This window comes from Streptomyces capparidis, from assembly GCF_054782095.1.
Genome location: NZ_BAAGTD010000059.1, coordinates 17,992 through 42,282, shown reverse-complemented (window position 1 = coordinate 42,282; position 24,291 = coordinate 17,992). Strand labels below are relative to the sequence as shown.

Below are 24,291 nucleotides of genomic sequence, written 5' to 3'. Positions count from 1 at the left end.
CCCCGCCCAGTACAACGGCATCAAGCTCTGCCGCGCCGGATCGCCGTGGGCGCCGGGGCCGGGCCCGGCCGCCGAGCGCGGCCACCCGCGCCGCCAGGGCGTCCGCGGTCAGCGGGGCGCGGGAGGCGTGGTCGGGCGCCAGGCACTCGGTGATCAGCTCCCGCCACGGCGCGGGCACCCGCTCGTCCAGGCGCAGCGGGGCCGCGCCGCGGGCGTAGGACTGGGCGGCCATGGCGCGGGCCCGCGCGGTGGCGCCGACGAACGGGTGCAGCCCGCCGGTGAGCACCTGGTGGGCGACCACCCCGAACGCCCAGATGTCCGCGGTGGGGCGCACGGCGGCGCCGCGTTCGCCGGTGCGCTGCGACCACCACTCGGGCGGCACGTGGTCGAGCGAGCCGAGCGGCGGCAGGTAGGCGTGGGTGCCCTCCAGTTCGGCGGTGAGGCCGAAGTCGGCCAGCCACACCTCGCCGGAGGGGGACAGCAGGATGTTGGCGGGCTTCAGGTCGCCGTGCAGCCAGCCGTGGGCGTGCATGTGGGCCAGGCCCGCGCCGACGCCCACCAGGATCCGGGCCGCGTCCGGCACCGGCGCGCCGGGCTCCGCGGCGGCCAGCAGGTCCGCGACGCTGCGCTCGGCGCGGGCCATGACCAGGGCGGTGACCCCGTCCAGGGCCGGGCGCTCGGGGTCGCGCAGGATGACGGCGGCGAGGGTGCGCACCAGGTTGGGGTGGTCGGCCTCGCGGCTGAACCGCACCTCGCGGCGGACCAGCTCCTCCATCGACGCCCGCTGGCCCGGCGACAGCAGGTCGGTGCGCAGCAGCTTGACGGCGGCCGGGGTGCCGTCGGCGATGTGCTCCGCGGCGTGCACGGTGCTCCAGCCGCCCGCGCCGATCCGGCCGGTGATCCGCCACTCGGCGATCCGGTGGCCCGGGGGCAGGTCGATCTCCCCGCCGGAGGTGGGGTCCGCGCCCTCACGCACCGCCGGTGTCCTTCCGGGCCGTCCCGCCGCGCGGGGGCAGCAGCGCCAGGTGCTCCTCGCGGACCAGGCCGAAGCGCAGCGCCAGCGACACCAGCTCCTCCCGCCTGCCGCGGCCCGGCGGCCCCTCGGCGTCGTCCTCGCGCAGCCGGAGCTTGGCCGTGGCCAGGTACTCCACGTGGTAGTTGACGGCCGAGCGGGTCAGGCCCGCGCAGGACGGCAGCGCGCGCAGCCGCTCCAGGACCTCGCCGACGCCGGGCACGGCCGCGCTGGAGGACCGGCGCAGCCGCGGCTCGCACAGCGCCACCAGCACCAGGAAGTACTTCGCCGTCACGTCCAGCGCGAACGGGCTGGTGGTCGGCTCGCCCCTGTGCGGGCCGCCCTGCCCGTCGAGGAAGGCGTGCTGGGGCGCGAACACCTTGAAGTGCGCCGTGCCGTCCGCGGAGGGCAGCACCACGCGGGAGAACTCGAACGGCACGGGCGCGCCGAGCCGCAGCGGCGCCACCTTGATGTGCTCCCCCGCCCCCTCCAGGTTCTCCACCACGTAGGTGGCGGTGCGGCTGAAGTTCGACAGCCGCCAGTAGTCCTCGGCGGCGGCCACCTCGCCCGCGCGGCGGGACACCCCCGGGTCGGGCAGCGGGATGTCGGCGGGGCTGCCCGGCTCGCCGCGCCCGAATCCGGCGGTCTGCCCCGGGCCCATGTGCAGCAGGCGGGGCCGGGCGGGAGGGTCGCCGGGCCGCCCGGGCGCGGGCTCGGGCAACTGAACGATCACCGTGTCCACTTTCCCCCTCTTCCCGCCCGAACGGACAAGGTATAGCGCACGGTCCTGACAGACGTCAGGACCCATGGGCCGGTTCCGTTCCTAGGCTGCCTGCGTCACCGACCCGGGACCGTGCCCCGGTCCCGGAACGACCGCATACGGGGGTACTCGTGAAGAAGCTACGGAGACTGCTCGTCGTGGGGGCGCTGACCGCCGCGGCCACGTTCGGCAGCATCGGCACGTCCCAGGCGTACCGCACCAACGGGGTGTGCGAGTACCCGGAGCAGTGCTTCTACTGGGACGGGAACCTCCAGGGCTCCATGTACGACGACTGGTACTACGAGTACGACTTCGCGGACCTGCGCTTCCTGAGCCCCGGCCTGGGCCAGGGCCAGCGGGTGAAGAACAACACCGCCTCGGTGCTCAACCGCTGCCCGCGCAACACCTACGTCTACTACGACGAGGGCTACCAGGGCGCCTACGACACCGTTCCGGGCAACAGTTGGATCAACCTGTTCCACACGTGGAACAACAACGCCTCGTACACGGCGCCCGGATGCGCCGACTACTGACCGGACCCGGCGGCCGGGCCCCGCTTCGCGGGGGACGGGGCCCGGCCGCCGCCGTCGCCGTGCTGATCGTCGCCGCCACCGCGGCCTGCGGCTCACCGGGCTCTCCCGCCGCCCGCGCGGACCGGCCGGACGTCACCGCGACGCCGCAGGTCACCGACGCCGCCCGCCTCACCCTGCCGGTCCGGCGCCACCAGTTCACCGCGGCCGAGCTGAACCGCGTCCTGGCGGCCCGCGACGTGCTGGCCGGGCGCTGCGTGCAGCGGTTCGGCCTGGACTTCCGCCCGCGGACGGAGCCCGCCGCGCGGCCGCCGTTCACCCCCACCGAGCGCCGCTACGGCCTCGCGGACGCGGAGCTGGCCGCCTCGCGCGGCTACCACCTGCCGCCGGACGCCCCCGCCGACACCGGGCAGCGGCCGCAGCGGCCCACCGCCGACGAGCAGCTCGTCCTGTTCGGCCCGGGGCCGTCCGACAGCACGGCCTCCTTCCGCGGCACCCCGCTCCCGGAGAACGGCTGCATGGGCGAGGCCGAGCGGAAACTGGCGGGCGACCGGCCGCTGGGCGACGCCGCCGAGATCCGCAACGTCAACGTGGGCAGCCTGAAGGACGCCCAGGGCGACCCGCGGGTGAAGGACGTGTTCGCCAAGTGGTCGCGGTGCATGGCCGAGCGGGGCCACACCTACGCGCACCCCTTCGAGCCCGCCCGGGAGTTCACCGGCCCGCGGCCGACCGAGCGGGAGATCGCCACGGCGGAGGACGACGTGGCGTGCAAGCGGCGCACCAACCTGGTCGGCGTCTGGTACGCGGTGGACGCCGCCCGCCAGCGCGAGATCCTCGCCGCCGGGGGCGACGAGCTCGAGGCCGCCGAACGCCACAAGGCGGCCCAGCTCACCGCCGCCCGGGAGGCGCTGGGGAAATGACGGGGAAGTGAGCGGGCGCGGGCGTGGCCCCGGGGCGAGCGCGGCGGATCCGGCGCCGCGTTAAGACGGCTCTCATCCTGGCGGCGCACAATCGTCTGCCATGGACGACACCGGTGGACGCGCCCGCGTCCTCGTCGTGGACGACGAACCCGCCGTGCGGGAGGCCCTGCGCCGCAGCCTGGCCTTCGAGGGCTACGAGGTGGACCTCGCCCCCGACGGCCTGGCCGCCCTGGAGCTGGTCGCCGCCCGCGCCCCCGACGTGGTCGTGCTGGACGTGCTGATGCCGCGCATGGACGGCCTCACCGCCGCCCGCCGCCTGCGTGCCTCCGGCAGTCGCGTCCCGGTGCTCATGCTCACCGCCCGCGACACCGTCGGCGACCGCGTCACCGGGCTCGACGCGGGCGCCGACGACTACCTGGTCAAGCCGTTCGAACTGGACGAGCTGCTGGCCAGGCTGCGCGCCCTGCTGCGCCGCAGCGCCCTGCCCGCCGCACCCGGCGCGGGCACCGTCCTCGCCCACGGCGGCCTGCGCATGGACTGCGCCGCCCGCGAGGTCACCCGCGCCGGGCACCCCCTGGACCTGACCCGCACCGAGTACTCCCTGCTGGAGATGTTCCTCGCCCACCCCCGCCAGGTGCTCACCCGCGAGCAGTTGCTGCGGGCCGTGTGGGGCTTCGACCACGAACCCGCGTCCAACTCCCTGGACGTGTACGTGATGTACCTGCGCCGCAAGACCGAGGCGGGCGGCCTGCCCCGGCTGCTGCACACCGTGCGCGGCGTCGGCTACGTGCTGAAGGCCGACGCGTGATCCGCGCCCTGCCGCTGCGCTCCCGGCTCGCGCTGCTCACCGCGGTCGCGGTCGCCGCCGCGGTGGCCGTCTCGGCGTTCGCCTGCTGGCTGATCACCCGCGGCCAGCTCCGCCAGGAGCTGGACCAGGCGCTGGTGGACAGCGCCCGGCCCCGGGTGTCCTCGGTGCTGCTGGAGGAGATCGGCTGCCACGACCGGCTGGTGCGGATCGGCACCCGCCCCCTGCTGCCCACCCCGTTCGACGTGGCCACGCAGTTCGTCACCCCGGACGGCACGCGCTGCGCGCTCACCCCCGGGGAGCCGGTGCGGGTCGCCGCCACCGACCGGGCCGTGGCGTCCGGGCAGCTCGGGACGGTGCTGCGGGACGGCGAGACCGAAGACGGCCGCCCGGTCCGGGTCCACATCACCCACGATCCCCGGCTCGGCGGCGCCCTGATCGTGGCCCGCCCGCTGGGCGAGACCAACGACGCCCTCGGCAGCCTCGCCCTGCTGCTGACGGCCGTCGCCGCGGTCGGCGTGCTCGGCGCGGGCGCGGCCGGGCTGCTGGTCGCCCGCACGGGCCTGCGGCCGGTGGACGAGCTGACCGGCGTGGTCGAGCACATCGCGCGGACGGAGAACCTGGACACGGCGATCCCGGTGCGGGGCGAGGACGAGATCGCCCGGCTGTCCCGGTCGTTCAACACGATGACGCGGGCACTGGCCCTGTCCCGGGAACGGCAGCGGCAGTTGATCGCCGACGCCGGGCACGAGCTGCGCACCCCCCTGACGTCGCTGAGCACCAACGTGGACCTGCTGCTGCGCAGCGAGGAGTCCGGCCGAGCCCTGCCCCCCGACGACCGGCGGACCCTGCTGGTGAGCGTGCGGGCGCAGATGCGGGAACTGGCCAGCCTGGTCGGTGACCTGCTGGAGCTGGCCCGGCCGCAGGGCACGGGCGGGCCGCCGCCGGGGGTGGTGGCGATGCACGAGGCGGTGGAACGGGCCGTGGAGCGGGCCCGGCTGCGAGGGCCGGGCCTGCGGATCCGCGCCGAGGTCGGGCCCTGGTACGTCCGGGCAGACCCGGGCGCGCTGGAGCGGGCGGTGGTGAACCTGCTGGACAACGCGGTGAAGTTCAGCCCCGCGGGCGGCGAGGTGACGGTGCGGCTCGCCGCCGGGGAGCTGACGGTCCGGGACCACGGCCCTGGGATCGCCCCCGACGAACTCCCCCACGTCTTCGAACGCTTCTGGCGCAGCCCCTCCGCGAGGAGCCTGCCCGGCAGCGGCCTCGGCCTGTCCATCGTGGCCCGCACCGTGGCCCACCTGGGCGGCACCGTCCACCTGACCCCGGCCCCGGACGGCGGCACGACGGCGACGGTGCACGTCCCCGGCGCACCCACGGCTCCCCCGCCCGGACGGGCCGCATGAGTCAGGCCGCCATCTCGAACCAGAGCAGCTTCCCCCCGACACCGAACAGCTCCTCCGTGAGGGCGTAGCCACCCCAGTCGTCCGCGAACCGCTTCACCAGCAGCAGCCCGCGACCGTGCTCGGCGTCGGGATCGCCGGGATGGTCGAGGACATCGAGCCCGTCGTCGTCGAACAACACGGGAAAGGCCGGATCGGTGTCCCACACACTGACCCGAAGCCTCCCCCCGAGCCCCCGCACCCGCATGGCGGAGGGCCCGCCGGAGTGCACGTAGGCGTTGGTGACCATCTCACTGACCAGCATCTCAGCGGTGCAGAGCGGCCGGGTGAGGTCGTGCGCCTTGAGCACGGCCCGGAGGGTGGCCCGTGCGATGCCGGGGGCGCGGGGGTCGTGGGGGAGGTGGAGGGTGTAGGCGAACTCCATGCGAAACCTCCTGCGACGGAGAGGAGTTGAGTGGAGTACTGCCACAATGTAGGGCATGCGCCTTAAACTCTGAACCACGCAAACCCGAAAGAGTGAACCGGGGGCCTGGATGCCACTTCGAAGCACCTCGACCGCAAGGCAGCAGCGCCTCGGGATCGAACTGCGCAAGCTCCGCGAGCGAGCAGGACTTTCGTCAACGGAGGCGGCACGCAGACTCGGCACAAGCCCGACCCAGATCAGCAACATCGAGGCCAGCCGCCTGGGCGTGAGTGCCGAGCGGCTGCGGGCGATGGCCTATGTGTACTCCTGCTCGGACCAAGCCCTGATCGACGCCTTGGCAGCGATGACGGGGGAACGCAAGCACGGATGGTGGGAGCAGTACCGCAACATCCTTCCCGCGCAACTGCTTGAGTTCGCCGAGCTCGAGTACCACGCGACGGAGCTACAAACCGCCACAGTGCTCCACATCCCTGGCCTGTTGCAGACGGTGGACTACGCGCGGGCCCTCTTCCGTGAGGTAATGACGCCGCTCTCCCCACCGGAGGTGGAGCACCGGCTCTCGTTCCGCATCAAGCGGCAGGAAGTGCTCTACCAGGAGGATCCGCTGCCCTTCACGGCGATCGTCCACGAAGCTGCGCTGCGGATGAGGTTCGGCTCCGAGGAGACAACCCGGGAACAGCTCCAGCACCTCATCGACATGGGCGAGCGCGATAACATCACGGTCCTGGTCATTCCCTTCAGCGGGAGGGGATTTCCAGGCACGGGCCAGTCCATCGACCACCTGTACGGCCCAGTTCCGCAGCTCGACACCGTTGTGGTGGAGAACCATCACGGCAGCGACTTCGTCAGCGCTGAGGCGCAGCTTGAGAAGTATCGCTACGTGTTGGGCCGCATGGAGGCAACTGCCCTCAAGCCCGCAGAGTCACGCGACCTGATCCACCAGATCAAGCAAAGCATGTGAAAGGCACGCAGTGTCCGCCCTCAACTGGCAGAAGTCGTCCTACAGCGTCGAGTTGGCCAACTGCATCAACGTCGCCACCACCCCCCAAGGAACGATCGCCCTCCGTGAGAGCGACGACCCCGACGTCATAGTCACCGTCTCCCCCGACGCCTTCGGCGGACTCATCCAGAGCCTCAAGGCCGGGCTCGGCCCGGTCTGACGGCTCAAGTCCTCACGGAGCCCCGCTCGTTTGACACTTGACCGTCAAGATCGCTTCTGGGTTAGGCTGCCGCGAACGTCAGCCCACAGCGGGAGCGTCCCGCCGTGGGCACGTCAACGGGAGGAACCGCCACATGAAGTTGCGCAAGAGCAGGGTCGCCTTCGTCACGCTCGCCGCGTTCGGCATGGCCTTCACCATGGCCAACTCCGCGAGTGCCGCGTCCTTCAGCTACGGCGCCTACGAAGGCGGCGGCTACGGGTACTGGAACCAGGACCCGGGTGACACCCCGATCAGCTTCGACGCGCCCGGCGACTCCATCGCCGCGTGCGACACCGCGCGGGACGGCTGGGGCATCGAGGTGCGGCTGGACATCGGCCGGGACGGCGACATCGACCGCAAGGTCAGCACCCGCGGCTACCAGGCCCCGCACTGCTCGGGCTGGGCCAGCGGCGACATCACCGAGGGCACCCCGATCCGCATGTACGTCGTGAAGGTGTCCGGCACCACCGACTACCACCCCGTCTACAAGGACGGCAACGCGTAAGGCCGCTCGGCGGTGACGCACCCGGTCGGGGCCGAACCCCGACCGGGTGCGCTGTTTCTACGCGCGGCCGCGGCGACCCCGCCGTCCCCGGGGAGCCGTCAGGACGGCCAGGCCCCCGGCGAGCACGGCCAGGCCGCACCAGGACGCCGCCGGGAGGCGTTCGCCCAGGACGGCCACGCCCAGCACGGCCGCCACGGCGGGTTCGGCCAGGGTGAGGGTGGTGGCCACCGAGGCGGGGGTGCGGCGCAGGCCGTGGCCGTACAGGCGGTAGGACAGGAACGTGGTGAACACCGCCAGGTGCGCGGCCACGGCACCGCCGCGGAGCGAGAGCAGCCAGCCGGTGCCCGCCGACAGGGCGACCGGCAGCACCAGCAGCCCGGCGGCGCCGAACATCGCCGCCATCACCTGGCCCGAGGCGTGCCCCCGGGTGATGAGCCGCCCGCCGACCAGCGAGTAGACGGCGTACAGCAGGCCGCCCAGCGCCGCGAGCCCCGCGCCCGCCACGTCGATGTGCGAGGTCCCGCCGCCCAGGACCAGCAGGGCGCAGCCCGCCACCGCGGCGAGGGTGGCGCAGGTCCACCGCCCGGTCGGCCGGGTCCCGGTGGCCGCCCACTCCAGCAGGCCGCTGAAGACGGGGGCGCTGCCCAGCGCGAGCACGGTCGCCACGGCGACGCCCGTCCTGGCCACGGCCGGGTAGTAGCACAGCGGGTACCCGGCCACGGCCACGGCGCCGATCAGCAGCAGCCACCGTTCGCCGCCGGTGCACGCGGCGGGGAGCCGCCGCGCGGCGGGTGAGGCGAGCAGGTGCAGCAGGCCGCCGAGGGCGAGCCCGGCGGCGCCGACCGCCGCCGCCGAGGCGCCCGACGGCGCCAGGGAGCTGACCGCGCCGCTGGTGCCCCACAGCACGCACGCCGCGAGGATGGGCAGGGAGCCGCCGAGGGCGCGGGGCGCGCGGGGGCGCTCGGCGGAAGAGGGCAGGGGGAGTGTCTGATCCGACACGTCGTGAACTCCGTCGTCGAAGGGTGCGGAACCGGCTTCGCGAGCGGGCGCACGACTTCGGTCCCCGGCTGCCCGAAGCGGTCAGCGGGGGACGCGGAGCGAGTCTGTCAGCGTGTGCGCCCGGTCAGGCGCACAGCGGCGGCAGAACGACGTGCCAGTAGGTGTTCACGCGGTGATCGTACACAGGGGGCGGGCGGTCGCGCCCGCCCCCCGGGCCGGGCTCAGACCTCGGCGTCCTGCGGGTACCAGCGCAGCTCCACCGTGTTGCCGTCCGGGTCGCGCACGTACAGGGACTCGGCGTCGCCCCGCGCGCCGAAGCGGCGGCCCGGACCGTCCAGGACGGTGAACACGCCGGAGGCGACGACCTCCGCCCAGTCCACCGGCTCCACGACCAGGCAGATGTGGTCCACGTTGGACTCGCCGCGCGGGCCGCTGACCAGGTCGATGATGGTGGTGGGGCTGACGCGGACGGACGGGAACGGGACCTCGCCGGCGCGCCACTCCGCCACCCAGACCGGCGCCAGGCCGAGGGTTCCGCAGTAGAAGTCCAGGGAGCGCTCGACGTCCTCGACGTTGAGCACCAGGTGGTCGAAGTCCTTGACGCGCAGCATGCGGCGGCCCTCCGGTGGTGCTGTGCCCGGCCCTCGCGGCCGGGCGGGTACCCGCCAGTTGTACCCGCGGCGGTGGACGGCGCGGACGCCGGGGCGGGTGCGGGGCGCGGAAAGCCGAGCGGGCCGCCCGGGCGCTGGTGCGCCCGGGCGGCCCGCCGTGACGGGGTGCCGTCAGGAGGGGGACGGGATCACTCGGTCGGCCGCAGGACGTAGCCCGTGTACCGGTAGTCCCCGCCGTGGTCGCGGCGGACGGCGATCTCCCGCTCGGTCCAGGCGAGGGCCTCGGCCATGCCGGGAGCGGAGCGGTCGGCGGCGGCCGCGCGGGCGGCGAGCGGGGTGTAGTACTCGTCCCACCAGTCGCTCTCCGGCTGCGGCAGGACGGCGGCCACCTGGTAGCCCGCCTCCCGTGCCGCCGCCGCGTTCTCCTCGGGCGCGCGCAGCGGGTACATCGGCTCCCAGAACGCGCGGGCCTCGGCGGACGGGCCGGGCACGGCCCACTCGCACTCGGTGAGGACCAGCACGCCGCCCGGCGCGATCAGGCGCCGCCACAGGCGCAGGGCCCGGTCGAAGCCGATGTTGTAGGCGGAGCTCTCCGCCCAGACGGCGTCGAAGCCGCCGTCCGGGTACGGCAGGTCGTCCATGGAGCGGTTGACGGTGGTGATCCGGTCGGCCAGGCCCCGCTCCGCGGCGGCCAGCGCCAGCTCGTCCAGGAACGGCTGGTGCAGGTCCACGGCGGTGACGTGCGCCCCGGCCTCCTCGGCGAGGAGCAGGCCGGAGCGGCCGGGGCCGCAGCCCAGGTCCAGGACGCGGGGCCGCTCGGGCAGCGGCGCGGCCAGGGCCAGCAGGCGGCGGGTGGTCGCGTCGGAGCCGGGGGCCTGGCGGGGCAGGCCGTGGTGGAGGGCGAAGAACGCCTCGGTGACGGCGTCGCCGGAGGCGGTGTTCCCGCCGGTGGGCTCGCCGGCCTGGCCGGTGGCGTGCTCGTCGATGTGTTCGTTCGTGTGCTCGGACAACGTGGTCGAGTCCTTCGGGATGGGCCCCGGGACAGGGAACGGCGCCGTCCGCCCGGTTGCGGGCGGCAGATCGGGCGCGGGGTTCAGACCGGGGCGTGGGACGTGAGGATGGTCCGGAACGCGCTGCACACGGCAGCGGCCTGCACGGCGGCCATCGATCTCACCTCCCGTTTCCCTCACGCGTCTGGTTGTCCGACGATCGAACTCTAGCATGATCGGTTCGATGGTGGGTGTGTGGTGATGCGTCACTTCGCGGACGGGCGGCAGCGCGCCGCCCCGGTCCTGGCCGCCCGGGACCGGGGCGCGCCGATGAGATCCGGGTCACGCCCGGGGGACCGGGGGGCGCCCGTTCGCGTATCAAGGAGCGTGCAGTACCCGACCCCGTCCGCCCCCGCGGCGCCCCGGCAGGACCCGGAGGCGCGCCATGCCCGATGACCTGGCCCCGGACACCCCCGCCCAGGAGCTGACCGGCCGCGACGAACTGCTGCGCCGAGCCGAGGACGCCCTGCGCGAGCACCGCAGCCTCACCCTCACCGGCCCCGCGGGCGCGGGCAAGACCGCGCTGCTGCGGGCCCTCGCGGCCCGGGCCTCGGCGCGCGGCCACCGCGTGGCGTCCGCCGCCCCGCACCCCGCCGACCGGGCGCTGCCCGGAGCGGCCGCCGCCGCGCTGCTGGCGGGGCTGCCCGAGCGGGCCCTGGACCGGCTGCCGCCCCCGCAGCGCACGGCGGTGGCCGTGCTGCGCCGGGAGGAGCCGGGCGGCGCCGCCGGGGCCGACGTGATCGCGCTGCGCCTCGCCGTCGCCGACGTGCTGCGCGCCCTCGCCGCCGACCGGCCGCTGCTGCTCGTGGTGGACGACGCCCAGTGGCTCGACGACCTCAGCGCCGACCTGCTGCGCGCCGCCCTCGCCGCGGTGCCGGGCGGCGCCGCGCGGGCACTGCTCGCCGCCCGGCCCCCCGTCCCCGACCCGCAGGCCGGGCCGCTGCTGCCGGTCCCGCCGCTGACCGCCGACGACGTGGCCGACCTGCTGCTGCGGCACGGCCTGCCCGTCCGCCTCACCGGCCGCGTCCACCTGGCCGGCGGGGGCAACCCCGCGCTCACCCTCGCCCTCGGCCGGGCCCTGGCCGAGGGCTCCGGGGACCGGGCGTACGCCGCCGACCTGCCGCTGCCCGAGCCGGCCCGCCGCACCGCGCGGGAGCTGCTGGCGGCGCTGCCCGACCCGGTGCGCCGCACCCTGCTGTACGCCGCGCTGGCCGGGCGGCCGACCGCGGAGCTGCTGCGGCGGGTGGCCGGGCCCCGGGCGGAGGCCGACTGCGCGCTCGCCGAGGAGGCCGGGGTGGTCGCGGTCGAGCCGGACGGCACGGTGTGCTTCACCGCCGGGCTGCTCGCCGCCACGCTGACCGCCGACGCCGGGTACCGGGCCCGCACCTCGGCGCACGCCGCGCTCGCCGCCGCCGTCACCGACCCCGTGCAGGCGGTGCGGCACCGGGCCCTGGCCAGCGGCGCCTGCACCGAGGAGCTGGCCGCGGAGCTCGCCGCCGCCGCGGCCGCCCGCCGCCGCGCCGCGGACCGGGTGCTGGCCGCCGAGCTGGGCCGCCTCGCCGCCGACCGCACCCCCGCCGACCGGGCCCGCGCCCGGCTCGCCCGGCTGGTCGCCGCCGCCGAGGACGCGGGCCTGGCCGGCCGGGCCGACCTGGCCCGGCGCGCCGCCGAGGAGATCCTGGCCCGCGACACCTCGCCCGCCGACCGGGTGCGGGCCCACCTCGCCGTCATCGACGCCGCCGGGCAGGCCCTGGACGACCTGGACGACACCTACGCGCACGCGCTGCACGACGCGGCGGGCGACCCCGGGCTGCTGGCCGCCGTCCACCTGCGCCTGGCCGCCCGCAGATCGCTGCGCGACGGCGACCTGGCCGGGTCGCGGGACGCCGCCGCCACCGCCGCCCGGCTGGCCGCGCTCGTCGGCGACCCGGCCACCGAGGCCATGGCGTACACCGTGCAGGCCCGCCGGGCCCGCGCCCTGGGCAGCCCCGACGCCGGGCGCCTGCTGGAGCGGGCCCGGGTGCTGCCCGCCACCGACCGGCCGCCGCTGATCCGGGACTCCCCCGCGTTCGAGGCCGCCCGGCACGCCCTGTACGACGACCGGCTCGCCGAGGCCCGCGCCCTGACCCTGCCGCTGCTGCCCGCCGCCGAGCGCGCGGGCTCCGCCGAGGACGTGATCGCCGCGCTGCGCCTGCTGGCGGAGATCGAGGCCAGAGCGGGCCGCTGCGCGACGGCGCTCACCCACGCCCGGCGCGCCGTGGAGCTGACCGCGCGCGCCGGGCTCTCGCTGGGCCCCGCCTGGTACACCGCGGCGCTGGCCGAGACCGCGGGCGGGTCGTTCACCCGGGCGGCGGCCTGCGCCCGGCGGGGGCTGCGGGCGTCCCGGGAGGAGGGCGACCGGCTGTTCCTCACCCGCTGCCACCACGCGCTGGGGGTGGCGCTGCTGGCGACGGGCGACACGGCGGCGGCGGTGGCCGAGCTGGACCGGGTGCGGGAGCTGGAGACCGGGCGCGGGGTGGTGGACCCGTCGATGCTGCGCTGGCCCGGGGAGCTGGCCGAGGCGCTGGTCGCGGCGGACCGGCCGGAGGAGGCGGCGCTGCTGATCGGGCGGGTGCGGCCGGTCGCGGCGCGACTGGGGCGGGACGGGGTGCTGGCGGGGCTGGACCGGGCGTGGGCGGGGGTGGTGGCCGCGGAGGGGGACGCGGGGGCGGCGACGGCGCTGCTCGACACGGCGGCGGAACGTTTCTGCGGGCTCGGGCTCCCGGTCGAGCGGGGCCGCGCCCTGCTGGCCCTGGCCCGGGTGGAGCGCCGTCGCCGCAGGCGGGCCGCGGCCCGCCGGGCGCTGCGGGCGGCGGTGGAGGTGTTCGCGGCGGCGTCGGCCGAGCCCTGGCGCCGGCTCGCCGAGGCCACCCCGCCGGGCCCCGACGGCGGGCTCGGCCCGGCCTCGGCGCCCGCGCCGCCGCGGGAGGGCAGCGGGTGGGACGCGCTCACCGAGGCCGAGCGGCAGCTCGCCCTGCTGGTCGCCGAGGGCGCCACCAACCAGGAGGCGGCCGGGCGGCTCTTCGTCAGCGTCAAGACCGTCGAGGCCCGGCTGACCAGGATCTACCGCAAGCTCGGCGTGCGCTCGCGGGCCCGCCTCGCCGCCGAGGTCCGCGACCGCGACCCGCTCCGGCGGGGGCGGCCGTGGCCGCCGTGAGAGCACCGTTGCGAACACTGGTGCGGGACGCCGAGAGGGCCGTGCACCCGCCGGTGCACGGCCCCTCGGTGGTCAGCGTGCCGTCACGACCCGAGCAGCGCCCGCAGGGTCGCCGTCGCGTCCGCCAGGCCGGTGCCGCAGCCGCCGGAGCAGGTGCCCGGCAGCGCCCGCGCGCTGGACTTGATCAGCGACTCGGTCCGCGCCGGGGTGATCGCCGGGTCCGCCGACTTCAGCAGCGCGGCCAGGCCCGCGATGTGCGGCGCGGCCATGCTGGTGCCCTGGTAGAAGGCGTAGCTCTCCGACGCGGGCACCGTGGTGCCGGTGTTCAGCGTGGACAGGATGCCGTTGGCCCGCACGGCCGTCTCGCCGCCGGGCGCGGCCACGTCGACGGTGGTGCCGTAGTTGGAGTACTGCGCCCGGTTGCCCTCGCGGTCGGTGGCCGCCACGGTGATCACGTTGGAGCAGTTCGCCGGGACGGAGCTGCTGGCGTTCCGGTTCTCGTTGCCCGCGGCGACGACGACGGCGGTGCCGCGGCCCACCGCGCCGTTGATCGCGCTCTGGATGGCGGAGTTGCACGTGCCGCCGCCGCCCAGGCTCATGTTGATCACCTTGGCCGGGGTCGGGTTGGCGGGCACGCCCGCGACCGAGCCGCCGGAGGACCAGGTGATGGCGTCGATGATGTCGGAGAAGCTGCCGCCGCACTTGCCGAGCACCCGCACCGGCTGCACCTTGGCGTTGTAGGCGATGCCCGCGATGCCCCGGCCGTTGTTGGTGGCCGCGGCGACGGTGCCCGCCACATGGGTGCCGTGCCAGGAGGAGTTGCTCGCCGGGGCCCCGTTGCACTCGCCCGCCGCGTTCCAGTCGCCCTGGTCCCTGGGGTTGGAGTCGCGGCCGCCGCCGTCGCGGGCCGCGGTGGCGTCGGAGATGAAGTCGTAGCCCGCCACCACGTTGGCGTCCAGGTCGCTGTGCGGGACGACGCCGGTGTCGATGACGGCGACGGTCACGCCCCGCCCGGTGGAGCGGTCCCAGGCGCCGGGCAGGTTCATCCCGGCCCCGGTGCCCGCCAGGTCCCACTGCTCGGGGTAGCGGGGGTCGGTGGGCACGGCCAGGGGCTTCGCCCTGAGGTCGGGGACGGCGTAGGCCACGTCCGGGTCGGCCAGGAACTTCTCGACGACCTGGTCGGCGGCCTTGTCCGACAGCTTGCCGCCGAGGTCCACCAGGACGGCCCCGGTGCCGAGCCGGCGCTTGAACGCCAGCTCCTCGCCGGTCCCGTCGCCCTTCGCGGCCGCGTCCTTCCGGGCGGCGGAGTTCGAGTCGTCCTCGGGGGCGCTGTCCTTGTAGCCGACGATGAGGCGCTCGACGGGGGCCTCGGCGGCGGAGGCGGCGGGCGCGGCGGAGGGACCGGCCGCGGGGGTGGCCGCGGCGCCCGGGGCCAGGGCCAGCGAGCCCAGCAGCGCGCCGGACGCGGCGAGGACGGGTATGAGGGCGCGTTTCGGCGCGGAAGTGGTCATGCGCAAGGTCGTCTCACCCTGAGAGTGTCGTGGGCATGCCAAGCCAAGGGGTGGAGGGATGCCCGGGGAACCGGATGGGGGGAACGGGGCGACGAGCGGCACTCCGCGGCCAGCGGGCGGAGAGCGGGGCCGTGCGGCCTGGGATCTTCCAGGCTCTTTCCGGCCGCCCCGGCCAGACTTCGTCGTCGGGTGAACAGACCGTAACCAGCCAGGAGCCGAGCGGGAAACGGGGGAAACCCTTGCTGTGGGGTGAGGGTGCGGCGCCGTGGGGGTGGGGACCGGGGCGGCCGGGCGTGCCGGCGGGCGGGCACCGTGGTGGTGCCCGCCCGGCCGCCGCCGTCCCGCCGGGGAGACCCTTCGGTCCCCGGGCGGCCCGGTCCTACGCCGTCCGCTCCGGCTTGCGCAGCACCTCCACCAGCGCCGAGATGCTGTGGTCGCGGTGCCCCTCGGCGACGGCGCGGCGCAGCAGGTCGTGCATGGGCGCGTGCCAGGAGACGTCGATGTCCGCCTCCGCGCCGAGTTCGAGGTCGTAGGCGATGCCCTCGTGGAACAGGCCCAGGGAGGAGGCGGGCTCGGAGTAGTCGCCCGAGTCGATCTCCTCCGCCAGGCTCGGCAGGACGGACGCGATCATCTCCAGCCACTTGGCGCTGTACCGCACCATCGTCTCCGCCCGCAGCCCGCGCGCGGTCACCAGCGCGGCGCCCTGGAAGAAGCCCATCAGGGCGGGCAGCAGCATGCCGCCCACGGCCATCTCGTAGAGCGCGGCGAGATCCGGCTCGGCACCCAGGTGGACGGTGTCGCCGCCGAGCACCCGCAGCGTCTCCTCATATTCCTCGAAAACCGCCCGGTCACCGCTGTAGTACAAAAGCGTGTCGGGCTTTCCCACGGCCGAGGGCACATTCTTCACCGCCCCGTCGAGGAATCGGGCGCCGCGCTCGGCCGCCCACGCGGCCATCCCCCGCGCCCCCGCCGGGCTGCCGCTGTTCAACGTGACCAGGGCCCGCCCGGCCAGGGCGCCGTCCGCCGCCCCGAGCGCCTCCACCGTGGCGTCGTATGTCGTCAGACAGGCCACGACCAGCTCGCTCGCCGCGACCGCGGCCTCCGCGGACCCGGCGTGCACGGCCCCCTTGGCGACGAGCGGCGCCGCCTTCCGCGCGGTACGGTTCCAGACGGTGACCGGGTGCCCGGCGTCGAGAAACGCCTCGGCGAGCGCGGCGCCCATCGCGCCGAGCCCGATGACGGTCACGGGGACGGGGTTGTTCTCAGTCAATTTATTCCACTCCAGCAGGCGGCAGGGCATCGGGGGGCGAACAACGGGTGGCGAATCACGGGTGACGAACAACCGGCGACGAACAACCGGCGACGAGTACTCGGCAACGAATACCCGGCGACGAACGCCGGGAAAAGCAGCCGGAAAACACTCCCGGAAACGCGGGATTCAACGCCTCCATGCTGGGGCTTCGCAAACATTCCCACAAGTACCTACAATTCTGTTCGGTACGCACATTTCTGTCAGTGAGGGCCGTGCATGAAGAAGCGCACCTACGTCTGCGGGCTCGACGCCGCCTTGGACGTCATGGGAGGGAAGTGGAAGGCGCTGATCCTGTGGGCGCTGCTGGACGGCCCGCTGCGCTTCGGGGAGGTCAGGCGCGCCGTCCCCGGCATCAGCGAGCGGATCCTCACCCTCCAGTTGCGGGAGATGGAGAACAGCGGCCTGGTGCACCGCGAGGTCTACCCCGAGGTCCCGCCGAAGGTGGAGTACTCGATGACCGACTTCGGCCGCTCCCTGCTCACCGCGCTGATGCCGCTCGGCGAGTGGGGGGAGCGGAACATGGCGCGCATCGAGTCCATCCCCTGACCCGCCCGCCCCTGTCCGCCCGACCCGCCTGTCCGCCCGGCCCCGCCCGGCCCGCCGCGCGTCCGCCAGGGCGCCGTGGGCCGCGGGCCGTCCGGAGAACGCCGAGGGCCGGCCCGACCCGCCGTGCGGATCGGACCGGCCCCATGTGCCGCGGCGCGCGAGCGCGGGCGCGGGCGCGGGCGTTACCTGATGACCGTGATCCGGTCGGTCGCCGGAGGCGCCAGCGGCGCGCCCGCGGAGGAGTGCGCCCCCAGGTACGCCAGCAGGATCTCCAGGTCGGAGGCGCCCACCAGCTTGTTCTTGCCCTCCTTGAACACCGGGAAGCCGTCGCCGCCGCCGCCGAGGAACTCGTTCATCGCCACCCGGTAGGTCTTCGCCGGGTCGATCGGCTCCCCGTTCAGCCGCACCGAGTCGGTGACCACCCGGGCCGCGCCCGACTTGGTCAGGTCCAGGGTGTAGGTCAGGCCCCTCGAGACGTGCAGGATCCGCGGGTTCGCCTCGTTGGACCCGCTGACCTGCTGCTGGAGCGCGGTGACGAGCTGGGCGCCGGTGAGGTCGAGGACGTTCATCATGTTGGTGAACGGCTGGACGGTGAACGCCTCCGCGTAGGTCACCACCCCGTCGCCCTCCGCCCCCGACGCCTTGTACGCCAGGTCCGAGCGCACCCCGCCCGGGTTCATGAACGCGATCTGGGCGCCGCCCTTGTCCGGCACGGCCAGGCCCTCAAGCTGCGCGTCCGCGATCACATTGCCCAGCGGGGTCTCCAGCGTGCCCGCGCCCCGGCCGTTGACGTCGGCGGAGATCCAGCCCACCGGCCGGTTGGCGACCGGCGCGGCCAGCTTCTGCCAGCGCTCGATCAGCGCGGTCATGTCGGACGCCTTGGGCTGGTCGCGCCGCACCACGTGGTTGGCCGCCGCCACCGACGTGCGCACGATGTCACCCGTCCGGCGGTCGTAGCGCATCTCCAGGTCGGTGTAGAGCCGGCCGAAGGACGCCGCGCTGGTCACGGTGCGCGGACGGCCCGCCGGATCCGGGACTGTGCACGCGTACGCCTGGTGGGTGTGGCCGGTGACCACCGCGTCCACCTGCGGGGACAGCTTCTCGGCGATGTCCACGATCGGGCCGGAGATGCCCGCGCCGGGGCCGGGGCTGTCGCAGTCGTAGTCGTACGCGGAGCCGGACGGCGGCAGCCCGCCCTCGTGCACCAGGGCCACGACCGACTTCACCCCCTGGCGCTCCAGCACCCGGGTGTACTTGTTGATCGTCTCCACCTCGTCGTGGAACTTCAGGCCCTTGACGCCCTCGGCGGTGACGATGTCCGGCGTGCCCTCCAGGGTCACCCCGATGAAGCCGACCCGCACGCCGCCCTTCATCTCCTTCACCCAGTAGGGCTTCAGGATCGGCTTGCCGGTCTTCTCGTCGGTGACGTTGGCGGCCAGGTAGGGGAAGTCCGCGCCGGCGAACTCCTGGCCCGGCTCGGCGCAGCCGTCCTTCGGGTGGCAGCCGCCGTTCTGCATGCGCAGCAGCTCGGCCCGCCCCTCGTCGAACTCGTGGTTGCCGACGCCGGACACGTCCAGGCCCAGCTTGTTCATGGCCTCGACGGTCGGCTCGTCGTGGAACAGGCCGGACAGCAGCGGGCTGCCGCCGATCATGTCGCCCGCGGCGGCCGTGATCGAGTGGGAGTGGCCCGCGCGGGCCTTGCGCAGCGCCGTGGCCAGGTACTCCACACCGCCCGCCGGGGTGGCGACGACGGTGCCGTCGGGGCGCTTCTCGGTGATGGTGCCGGAGGAGCCCTGCGGCGGCTCCAGGTTGCCGTGCAGGTCGTTGAAGGCCAGCAGTTGGACGTCGACGATCCGGCCGGGGCCGCCGTGACGGTCCGCCGCGGAGTCGGCGGTCGCCGCGGGGCCGGAGGCCAGCAGCGCGCCGGCCGCGGCGAACACGGCGGCGAAGGCGACCGGCGCGGTCAGCTTGCGGGTGCGGCGCCTGGAAGGCGCGGGAGACGCGGTCATGGGTCCCCTTGGGCGAGGTGCGAACGAGTGGGCGGGCTCGGGGCAGGTGGGCCGGGCGTGCTCGGCGGTCGTGCGGGCGCGGCCCGACCCCGCGGGCCGCCCGCGGTGCGGGCGGCCCGCGGATCGTTCGGCCGTGACCCGTGGACCCGATGCGGACACGGCCACGGCGCGGGCCGCAGCCTACGGTTTACGCGCGTAGATGTCAGGAGCGGGACGGTAACGGAGACGTTGCCGGTTCCTGACGCCCACGCACCTCCGCGCGCCTGCCCCGCCTCCCCGCGCTGCACCCCCGCCGCCGCCACCCGCACGTAGGCTCGCCCCATGAGCACCAGTGCGGGACCCGACCGCAGCATCGACACACGCGACGAGCTCAGCGACGACCTGGCGCGGGCCGTGACGGAACTCATCGAAGAGGCCGCCGCGCACGACGGCCGCTCACCCGTGTCCGAGCAGGGCCTGCTGCACCTGCGCAGACCCCGCGAGGGCGTCCGCCACCTGCTGCTGCGCGACCGCGGCGGCGAGCTCACCGGCTACGCCCAGTTGGAGGACACCGACCCCGTGGAGGCGCCCGCCGCCGAGATGGTGATCCGGCCCGGGCACCGCTGCCTCGGGCACGGCCGGGCCCTGGGCGGCGCGCTGCTCGCCGTCTCGGGCAAGCGCCTGCGGGTGTGGGCGCACGGCGGGCACCCCGCGGCGCGGCGCCTGGCCGGGGCGCTCGGGCTCACCCTGTTCCGCGAGCTGCGCCAGATGCGCAGGCCCCTGGAGGGCGGCCCCGCCGTCCCCGAGCCCGCGCTGCCCGAGGGGGTGAGCGTGCGGACGTTCCGGCCGGGCCGGGACGAGGACGCGTGGCTGGCCGTCAACGCCGCCGCGTTCGCCCACCACCCCGAGCAGGGCTCGTGGGGCCCGCGCGACCTGGCGGACCGGATGGCCGAGCCGTGGTTCGACCCCGAGGGGTTCTTCCTCGCGGAGCGGGACGGCCGCCTCGTCGGCTTCCACTGGACGAAGATCCACAAGGCGGAGCGGCTCGGCGAGATCTACGTCCTGGGCGTCCACCCCTCCCAGCAGGGCACCGGCCTGGGCAAGGCCCTCACCGCGGTCGGCCTGCGGCACCTGGCCCGCACCCAGCCCACCGCGATGCTGTACGTCGACGCGGACAACACGGCCGCGGTGACCGTCTACGAGCGCATGGGCTTCACCGTCCACGACGTGGACCTGATGTACCGCACCGAAACCTGACCCGCCCCGCTCACGCGGGGGTCGGGGGGAGTGGGGCCGGGGTCCTCCGGAGGCCAGGGGCTTCGCCCCCGGCCCCCACCGGGGCTCCGCCCCAGGCCCCGCTGCGGTTTCACCGCGATCGGGGCGAGGTACGGGGCGGGTTCCGTACCGGACGGACAGGACACGAGACCAGCGCCCAGACTCAACCGGACCAGAGCAGGGCGGGTCCCACGCAGGCCAGGGCCTTCACCCACCGGGGTTCCGCCCCGGGCCCTGTGCGGCTTCGCCACGGTGGGGGCGGGACGCCCCCGAAGGGCCGCACGGCGCCGGGGGCGGGCCCCGGGGCCGGGCCCTCAGCGGTCCGGGGCGCTCGTACCCGGGCCCCGCGCCGCCGGGGAGCACCGTCCCAGCCCCGCCGCGGAGGGGCGGCGCCGGGTCGTCGAGACCCGAAGGTGACAAAAGGGCGCCCCGACCTGGTCGGGCACCCCTACGGCTCCCTGGCGCTTTCCTGAGCGCCATGTCCGCGTTACCGGATCTTCAAACTCCCTTGCGAGCATCGCCGGATGCAGCCCGCAGTCGTCCACGCCCCCGACCCCCGCCCCGGCGGCCCCGGCCCGTCCGGCCGCGGGCCGGACGGACGGACAATAGGGGCGACGAGGTGATGGCCGGGCGACCGCGCCCGGGCCACCACGCCGCACCGCAGGAGGAGCAGGCCGCGATGACCCACCCGACCGCAGCGAGCGCCGCCGACCAGGAAGGCGCCCCCGGCGACAGCCCGGCCACCGACACCCGCGGCGGACTGCGCCTCGCCGACACGTCCCGCCCCGAGCCCGTCGCCCGCCCCGAGTTCACCCACGACCACGACGAGGCGGACGCCCTGCCCGAGGGCCGCTTCCTGGAGCGCGAGCGCAGTTGGCTCGCCTTCAACGAACGCGTCCTGGAACTCGCCGAGGACCCCGAGACCCCCCTGCTGGAGCGCGCGAACTTCCTGGCGATCTTCGCGAACAACCTCGACGAGTTCTTCATGGTCCGGGTCGCCGGCCTCAAGCGCCGCATCGCCGCGGGCGTCGCCCACCGCTCCGCCTCCGGCCTGCGCCCCCGCGAGGTGCTGGAGGGCATCTGGTCCCGCAGCCGCGAGCTGATGGCCAGGCACGCCGCCTGCTTCACCGGCGACGTCGCCCCCGCGCTCGCCGCCGAGGGCATCGAGATCATCCGGTGGAACGACCTGACGGAGAAGGAGCAGTCCCGCCTGTTCACCCTCTTCCGCCAGCAGATCTTCCCCGTCCTCACCCCGCTGGCCGTGGACCCGGCGCACCCGTTCCCCTACATCTCCGGCCTGTCGCTGAACCTCGCCGTCGTCGTCCGCAACCCGATGAGCGGCCACAAGCACTTCGCCCGGGTGAAGGTGCCCCCGCTGCTGTCCCGCTTCTACGAGGCGTCCCCGCAGCGCTACGTCCCCCTGGAGGACGTCATCGGCGCCCACCTGGAGGAGCTGTTCCCCGGCATGGAGGTGCTGGCCCACCACACCTTCCGGGTCACCCGCAACGAGGACCTGGAGGTGGAGGAGGACGACGCGGAGAACATCCTCAAGGCCCTGGAGAAGGAGCTGATGCGGCGCCGCTTCGGGCCGCCGGTGCGCCTGGAGGTCGAGGAGACCATCGCGCCCGACGTGCTCGACCTGCTGGTGCGCGAGCTGAAGATCTCCGACGCCGAGGTGTACCCGCTGCCGGGCCCGCTGGACCTCACCGGCCTGTTCGTCATCACCGGCCTGGACCGGCCCGAGCTGAAGTACCCCAAGTTCGTCGCCGGCACCCACCGCGACCTCGCCGAGGTGGAGACCGCCTCCCCGCCGGACGTCTTCGCCGCCATGCGGGAGCGGGACATCCTGCTGCACCACCCCTACGACAGCTTCTCCACCTCCGTGCAGGCGTTCCTCGAACAGGCCGCCGCCGACCCCGACGTGCTGGCGATCAAGCAGACGCTGTACCGCACCTCGGGCAGCACCTCGGGCGACTCCCCGATCGTGGACGCCCTCATCGACGCCGCGAAGTCCGGCAAGCAGGTGCTGGTCCTGGTGGAGATCAAGGCCAGGTTCGACGAGCAGGCCAACATCAAGTGGGCCCGCAAGCTGGAGGAGGCCGGCTGCCACGTCGTCTACGGCCTGGTCGGGCTGAAGACCCACTGCAAGCTCTCCCTGGTCGTCCGCCAGGAGGGCGACCAATTGGTGCGCTACTCCCACGTCGGCACCGGCAACTACCACCCGAAGACCGCGCGCCTGTACGAGGACCTGGGCCTGCTCACCGCGGACCCGCGGGTCGGCGCCGACCTGTCCCACCTGTTCAACCGGCTCTCCGGCTACTCCCGCCGGGAGAACTACAACCGCCTGCTGGTCGCCCCCCGCTCGCTGCGGGACGGCCTGGTCGGCAGGATCACCAAGGAGATCGCGCACCACCGCGCCGGCCGGCCCGCGTATGTGCGGATCAAGGTCAACTCCATCGTGGACGAGGCCTTGATCGACGCCCTGTACCGCGCCTCCCGCGCCGGGGTGCCGGTCGACCTGTGGGTGCGCGGCATCTGCGCGCTGCGGCCCGGCGTGCCGGGCCTGTCCGAGAACATCCGGGTGCGCAGCGTGCTCGGCCGCTTCCTGGAGCACTCCAGGATCTTCGTGTTCGGCAACGGCGGCGACCCGGAGGTGTGGATCGGCAGCGCCGACATGATGCACCGCAACCTGGACCGCCGCATCGAGGCCCTGGTCAGGGTCACCAACCCGGCCCACCGCACCACCATCAACCACCTGATGGAGCTCGGCATGTCGGACGGCACCGCGTCCTGGCACCTCGGCCCGGACGGGGTGTGGACCCGTCGCAACACCGACTCCGAAGGACAACCCCTACGGCATGTACAGGAGCTCCTTATCAACGCCCGGAAGCGCCGACGTGGCCCGGCGAACCCCTGAGGCGCAGGTAGCCGCCACTGCCTCCGCCCAGACCGCCGAGCCCGTCCAGGCCGTCACGTCCACCGTCGCCCCGTCCTCCGTCGGCGCGCCCACCATCGGCGCGACCGTCGCCACCGCCGTCCCGGACCAGCGCCCGGGTCCGCCCCCGGCCGTCCGCGGGCAGACCTCCGGCGCCCTGCTCGCCAGGCATCTCAACGAGCAGGCCGCCGCGTTCCTGCGGGCGCTGCGCCGCAGGGAGGACGACGAGACGGAGGCGCTGCGCGCACTGCTGCGCGCCGCCCGCCGGATCGGCGGCAACCTGCACACCTACCAGGCGCTGACCGACCCCGAGTGGGCCCGCGACCTGCGAGAGGAGCTCGCCTGGCTGGTCACCGAGCTGCTGCGCGAGCACAGCAGCGCCGCCCGGCTCGACCGGCTGCTCGGGGCGCTGCGCCGGCTGTGCGGGGGCATGGGCCCCGAGCTGCCCGTCGCCGGGGCCGCCCGCGCCGGGGCGCTGCTGGAGCGGCAGCTCACCCTGGCCCGCACCCGGGGCCACTCCGCGGCGCTGCGGGCCATCGGCTCCTCCCGCTTCCACGCGCTGGCGGACTCCGTCGCGGTCCTCGCCTCCGAGGTGCCGCTCACCGGGGACGCCGACGCGCCGGCGGAGGAGGCGCTGCTGCCCCTGGCCGAGGCCGCCCACCACAGGCTCGCCGAGGCCGCGGACGCGCTGCCGCTGGGCCGGGCGGGGACGGCGTACAACGGGGAGGGGCTGCTCGCCGCGCTGCACGCCGAGCCGGGCGCCCCGGACGAGGCGGGGGACGAGGGGCGGGACGCGCCCTGGCACCGGGTGCACCTGCTGGCCACCGTCAGCCGCTACGCCCTCGAGGTGTGCGGCACCGCCGCGGACGCGCCCGGGGCGGAGCGCCTGGAGCGCGCGGGGATGGTGCTCGAGTTGCACCGGGACGCCGCCGAGGCCGCCGCTGCCGCCGCCGCGGCGGCCCGCACCCCGCGGATCGCCCCGGCCACCGCCTACGCGCTCGGGGTGCTCCACGCCGACCAGCGCCGCGAGGTGGAGGCCGCCCGGTACACCTTCAGCAGGCTGTGGCACGGCCCCGCCGGGACGGGGTGAGCGGCGGGCGGGTCGGCAGGGGGACAGGGGCGCCGCGCCGCGGGCCGGGCGCGGCGCCACCCTCCGTTCACCACCGCGCGGGGGCGCCGCCAGGTGCCGTCCGGCGGCCTCCACCGGGTCGCGCGCGCACCGCACCACAGGCGCTCGGGCATGGGCGAGCGCGCCCTTGCGCGCGCCTCGCGCGCCCCTTGAGTCGCCCGTGAACCAATCGTGACCTAGGACCC

General features: G+C 75.1%; 19 protein-coding genes and 2 pseudogenes. 12 read left to right on the top strand and 9 right to left on the bottom strand.

Annotation, left to right across the window (positions count from 1 at the left end; genetic code table 11):
• Together ACYVO2_RS32550 and ACYVO2_RS32545 are read right to left on the bottom strand one after the other, a co-directional pair.
• The coding region (locus ACYVO2_RS32550; protein ID WP_461011682.1) for a serine/threonine-protein kinase at positions 1 to 976 on the bottom strand (976 nt) is incomplete at its 3' end.
• Complete coding sequence (locus tag ACYVO2_RS32545) at positions 969 to 1,754, bottom strand: serine/threonine protein kinase (protein WP_461011681.1); 786 nt, start codon at positions 1,752 to 1,754, stop codon at positions 969 to 971. The genes ACYVO2_RS32550 and ACYVO2_RS32545, both read right to left, overlap by 8 nt.
• Positions 1,755 to 1,903: 149 nt before the next feature.
• On the opposite strand from ACYVO2_RS32545, the gene ACYVO2_RS32540 reads away from it, so the two are divergent.
• The 4 genes from ACYVO2_RS32540 to ACYVO2_RS32525 all read left to right on the top strand — a co-directional run bounded on the left by ACYVO2_RS32540 (position 1,904) and on the right by ACYVO2_RS32525 (position 5,430).
• Complete coding sequence (locus ACYVO2_RS32540; protein WP_461011680.1) at positions 1,904 to 2,305, top strand: peptidase inhibitor family I36 protein; 402 nt, start codon at positions 1,904 to 1,906, stop codon at positions 2,303 to 2,305.
• Positions 2,290 to 3,222 (top strand): hypothetical protein, encoded by a 933-nt coding sequence (locus ACYVO2_RS32535; protein ID WP_461011679.1) that lies wholly within the window; start codon positions 2,290 to 2,292, stop codon positions 3,220 to 3,222. Before ACYVO2_RS32540 ends, ACYVO2_RS32535 begins: the two co-directional genes overlap by 16 nt.
• Positions 3,223 to 3,322: 100 nt before the next feature.
• The gene (locus ACYVO2_RS32530) at positions 3,323 to 4,030 is read left to right on the top strand and encodes a response regulator transcription factor (protein WP_461011678.1); all 708 of its coding nucleotides are present in this window, start codon (positions 3,323 to 3,325) and stop codon (positions 4,028 to 4,030) included.
• Positions 4,027 to 5,430 carry a sensor histidine kinase gene (locus tag ACYVO2_RS32525; RefSeq protein WP_461011677.1) on the top strand — a complete coding sequence of 468 codons (1,404 nt, stop codon included), beginning with the start codon at positions 4,027 to 4,029 and terminating at the stop codon, positions 5,428 to 5,430. Before ACYVO2_RS32530 ends, ACYVO2_RS32525 begins: the two co-directional genes overlap by 4 nt.
• A 1-nt stretch (position 5,431) precedes the next feature.
• On the opposite strand, the gene ACYVO2_RS32520 is transcribed toward ACYVO2_RS32525, so the two are convergent.
• Positions 5,432 to 5,851 carry an ATP-binding protein gene (locus ACYVO2_RS32520; RefSeq protein WP_461011676.1) on the bottom strand — a complete coding sequence of 140 codons (420 nt, stop codon included), beginning with the start codon at positions 5,849 to 5,851 and terminating at the stop codon, positions 5,432 to 5,434.
• A 109-nt stretch (positions 5,852 to 5,960) separates the two neighbouring features.
• Between ACYVO2_RS32520 and ACYVO2_RS32515 the strand changes: the two genes are divergently transcribed.
• From ACYVO2_RS32515 to ACYVO2_RS32505, 3 genes are all read left to right on the top strand, one after another.
• Positions 5,961 to 6,812, top strand: coding sequence for a helix-turn-helix domain-containing protein (locus tag ACYVO2_RS32515; protein WP_461011675.1), 852 nt, complete (start codon positions 5,961 to 5,963; stop codon positions 6,810 to 6,812).
• Positions 6,813 to 6,822: 10 nt separating this feature from the next.
• Entirely contained in the window at positions 6,823 to 7,011 is a 189-nt protein-coding gene (locus ACYVO2_RS32510) for a DUF397 domain-containing protein (protein WP_461011674.1), read from the top strand.
• 133 nt (positions 7,012 to 7,144) lie between these two features.
• Complete coding sequence (locus ACYVO2_RS32505) at positions 7,145 to 7,555, top strand: hypothetical protein (RefSeq protein WP_461011673.1); 411 nt, start codon at positions 7,145 to 7,147, stop codon at positions 7,553 to 7,555.
• 57 nt (positions 7,556 to 7,612) lie between these two features.
• On the opposite strand, the gene ACYVO2_RS32500 is transcribed toward ACYVO2_RS32505, so the two are convergent.
• The 3 genes and pseudogenes from ACYVO2_RS32500 to ACYVO2_RS32490 form a co-directional block, all read right to left on the bottom strand.
• On the bottom strand, positions 7,613 to 8,554 hold the full coding sequence (locus tag ACYVO2_RS32500; protein WP_461011672.1) for a DMT family transporter: 942 nt from the start codon (positions 8,552 to 8,554) through the stop codon (positions 7,613 to 7,615).
• 221 nt (positions 8,555 to 8,775) lie between these two features.
• Positions 8,776 to 9,165: a VOC family protein gene (locus tag ACYVO2_RS32495; RefSeq protein ID WP_461011671.1), complete on the bottom strand. Its 390-nt coding sequence runs from the start codon at positions 9,163 to 9,165 to the stop codon at positions 8,776 to 8,778.
• Positions 9,166 to 9,356: 191 nt separating this feature from the next.
• Positions 9,357 to 10,052 (bottom strand): annotated as a pseudogene (locus ACYVO2_RS32490) (SAM-dependent methyltransferase); the annotation flags it as partial.
• A gap of 547 nt (positions 10,053 to 10,599) precedes the next feature.
• Between ACYVO2_RS32490 and ACYVO2_RS32485 the strand changes: the two are divergent.
• The gene (locus ACYVO2_RS32485; RefSeq protein WP_461011670.1) at positions 10,600 to 13,410 is read left to right on the top strand and encodes a helix-turn-helix transcriptional regulator; all 2,811 of its coding nucleotides are present in this window, start codon (positions 10,600 to 10,602) and stop codon (positions 13,408 to 13,410) included.
• Positions 13,411 to 13,496: 86 nt separating this feature from the next.
• Here ACYVO2_RS32485 and ACYVO2_RS32480 read toward each other — a convergent pair.
• Together ACYVO2_RS32480 and ACYVO2_RS32475 are read right to left on the bottom strand one after the other, a co-directional pair.
• Positions 13,497 to 14,921: pseudogene (locus ACYVO2_RS32480) on the bottom strand (S8 family peptidase); the annotation flags it as partial.
• 379 nt (positions 14,922 to 15,300) lie between these two features.
• Positions 15,301 to 16,143 carry an NAD(P)-dependent oxidoreductase gene (locus ACYVO2_RS32475; protein WP_461011683.1) on the bottom strand — a complete coding sequence of 281 codons (843 nt, stop codon included), beginning with the start codon at positions 16,141 to 16,143 and terminating at the stop codon, positions 15,301 to 15,303.
• Between the two features lie 306 nt (positions 16,144 to 16,449).
• Between ACYVO2_RS32475 and ACYVO2_RS32470 the strand changes: the two genes are divergently transcribed.
• Entirely contained in the window at positions 16,450 to 16,779 is a 330-nt protein-coding gene (locus tag ACYVO2_RS32470) for a winged helix-turn-helix transcriptional regulator (RefSeq protein ID WP_461011669.1), read from the top strand.
• A 182-nt stretch (positions 16,780 to 16,961) separates the two neighbouring features.
• Here ACYVO2_RS32470 and ACYVO2_RS32465 read toward each other — a convergent pair whose 3' ends face one another.
• The gene (locus tag ACYVO2_RS32465; RefSeq protein ID WP_461011668.1) at positions 16,962 to 18,788 is read right to left on the bottom strand and encodes a bifunctional metallophosphatase/5'-nucleotidase; all 1,827 of its coding nucleotides are present in this window, start codon (positions 18,786 to 18,788) and stop codon (positions 16,962 to 16,964) included.
• A 321-nt stretch (positions 18,789 to 19,109) separates the two neighbouring features.
• Here ACYVO2_RS32465 and mshD point away from each other — a divergent pair, with 321 nt between their 5' ends.
• The 3 genes from mshD (at position 19,110) to ACYVO2_RS32450 (ending at position 24,067) form a co-directional block, all read left to right on the top strand.
• Positions 19,110 to 20,024, top strand: coding sequence for a mycothiol synthase (gene mshD / locus ACYVO2_RS32460; protein WP_461011667.1), 915 nt, complete (start codon positions 19,110 to 19,112; stop codon positions 20,022 to 20,024).
• Positions 20,025 to 20,721: 697 nt separating this feature from the next.
• Complete coding sequence (locus tag ACYVO2_RS32455) at positions 20,722 to 22,959, top strand: RNA degradosome polyphosphate kinase (protein ID WP_461011666.1); 2,238 nt, start codon at positions 20,722 to 20,724, stop codon at positions 22,957 to 22,959.
• Positions 22,940 to 24,067 (top strand): CHAD domain-containing protein, encoded by a 1,128-nt coding sequence (locus ACYVO2_RS32450; RefSeq protein WP_461011665.1) that lies wholly within the window; start codon positions 22,940 to 22,942, stop codon positions 24,065 to 24,067. The genes ACYVO2_RS32455 and ACYVO2_RS32450 overlap by 20 nt, the downstream gene beginning before the upstream one ends.
• Positions 24,068 to 24,291: the final 224 nt, after the last annotated feature.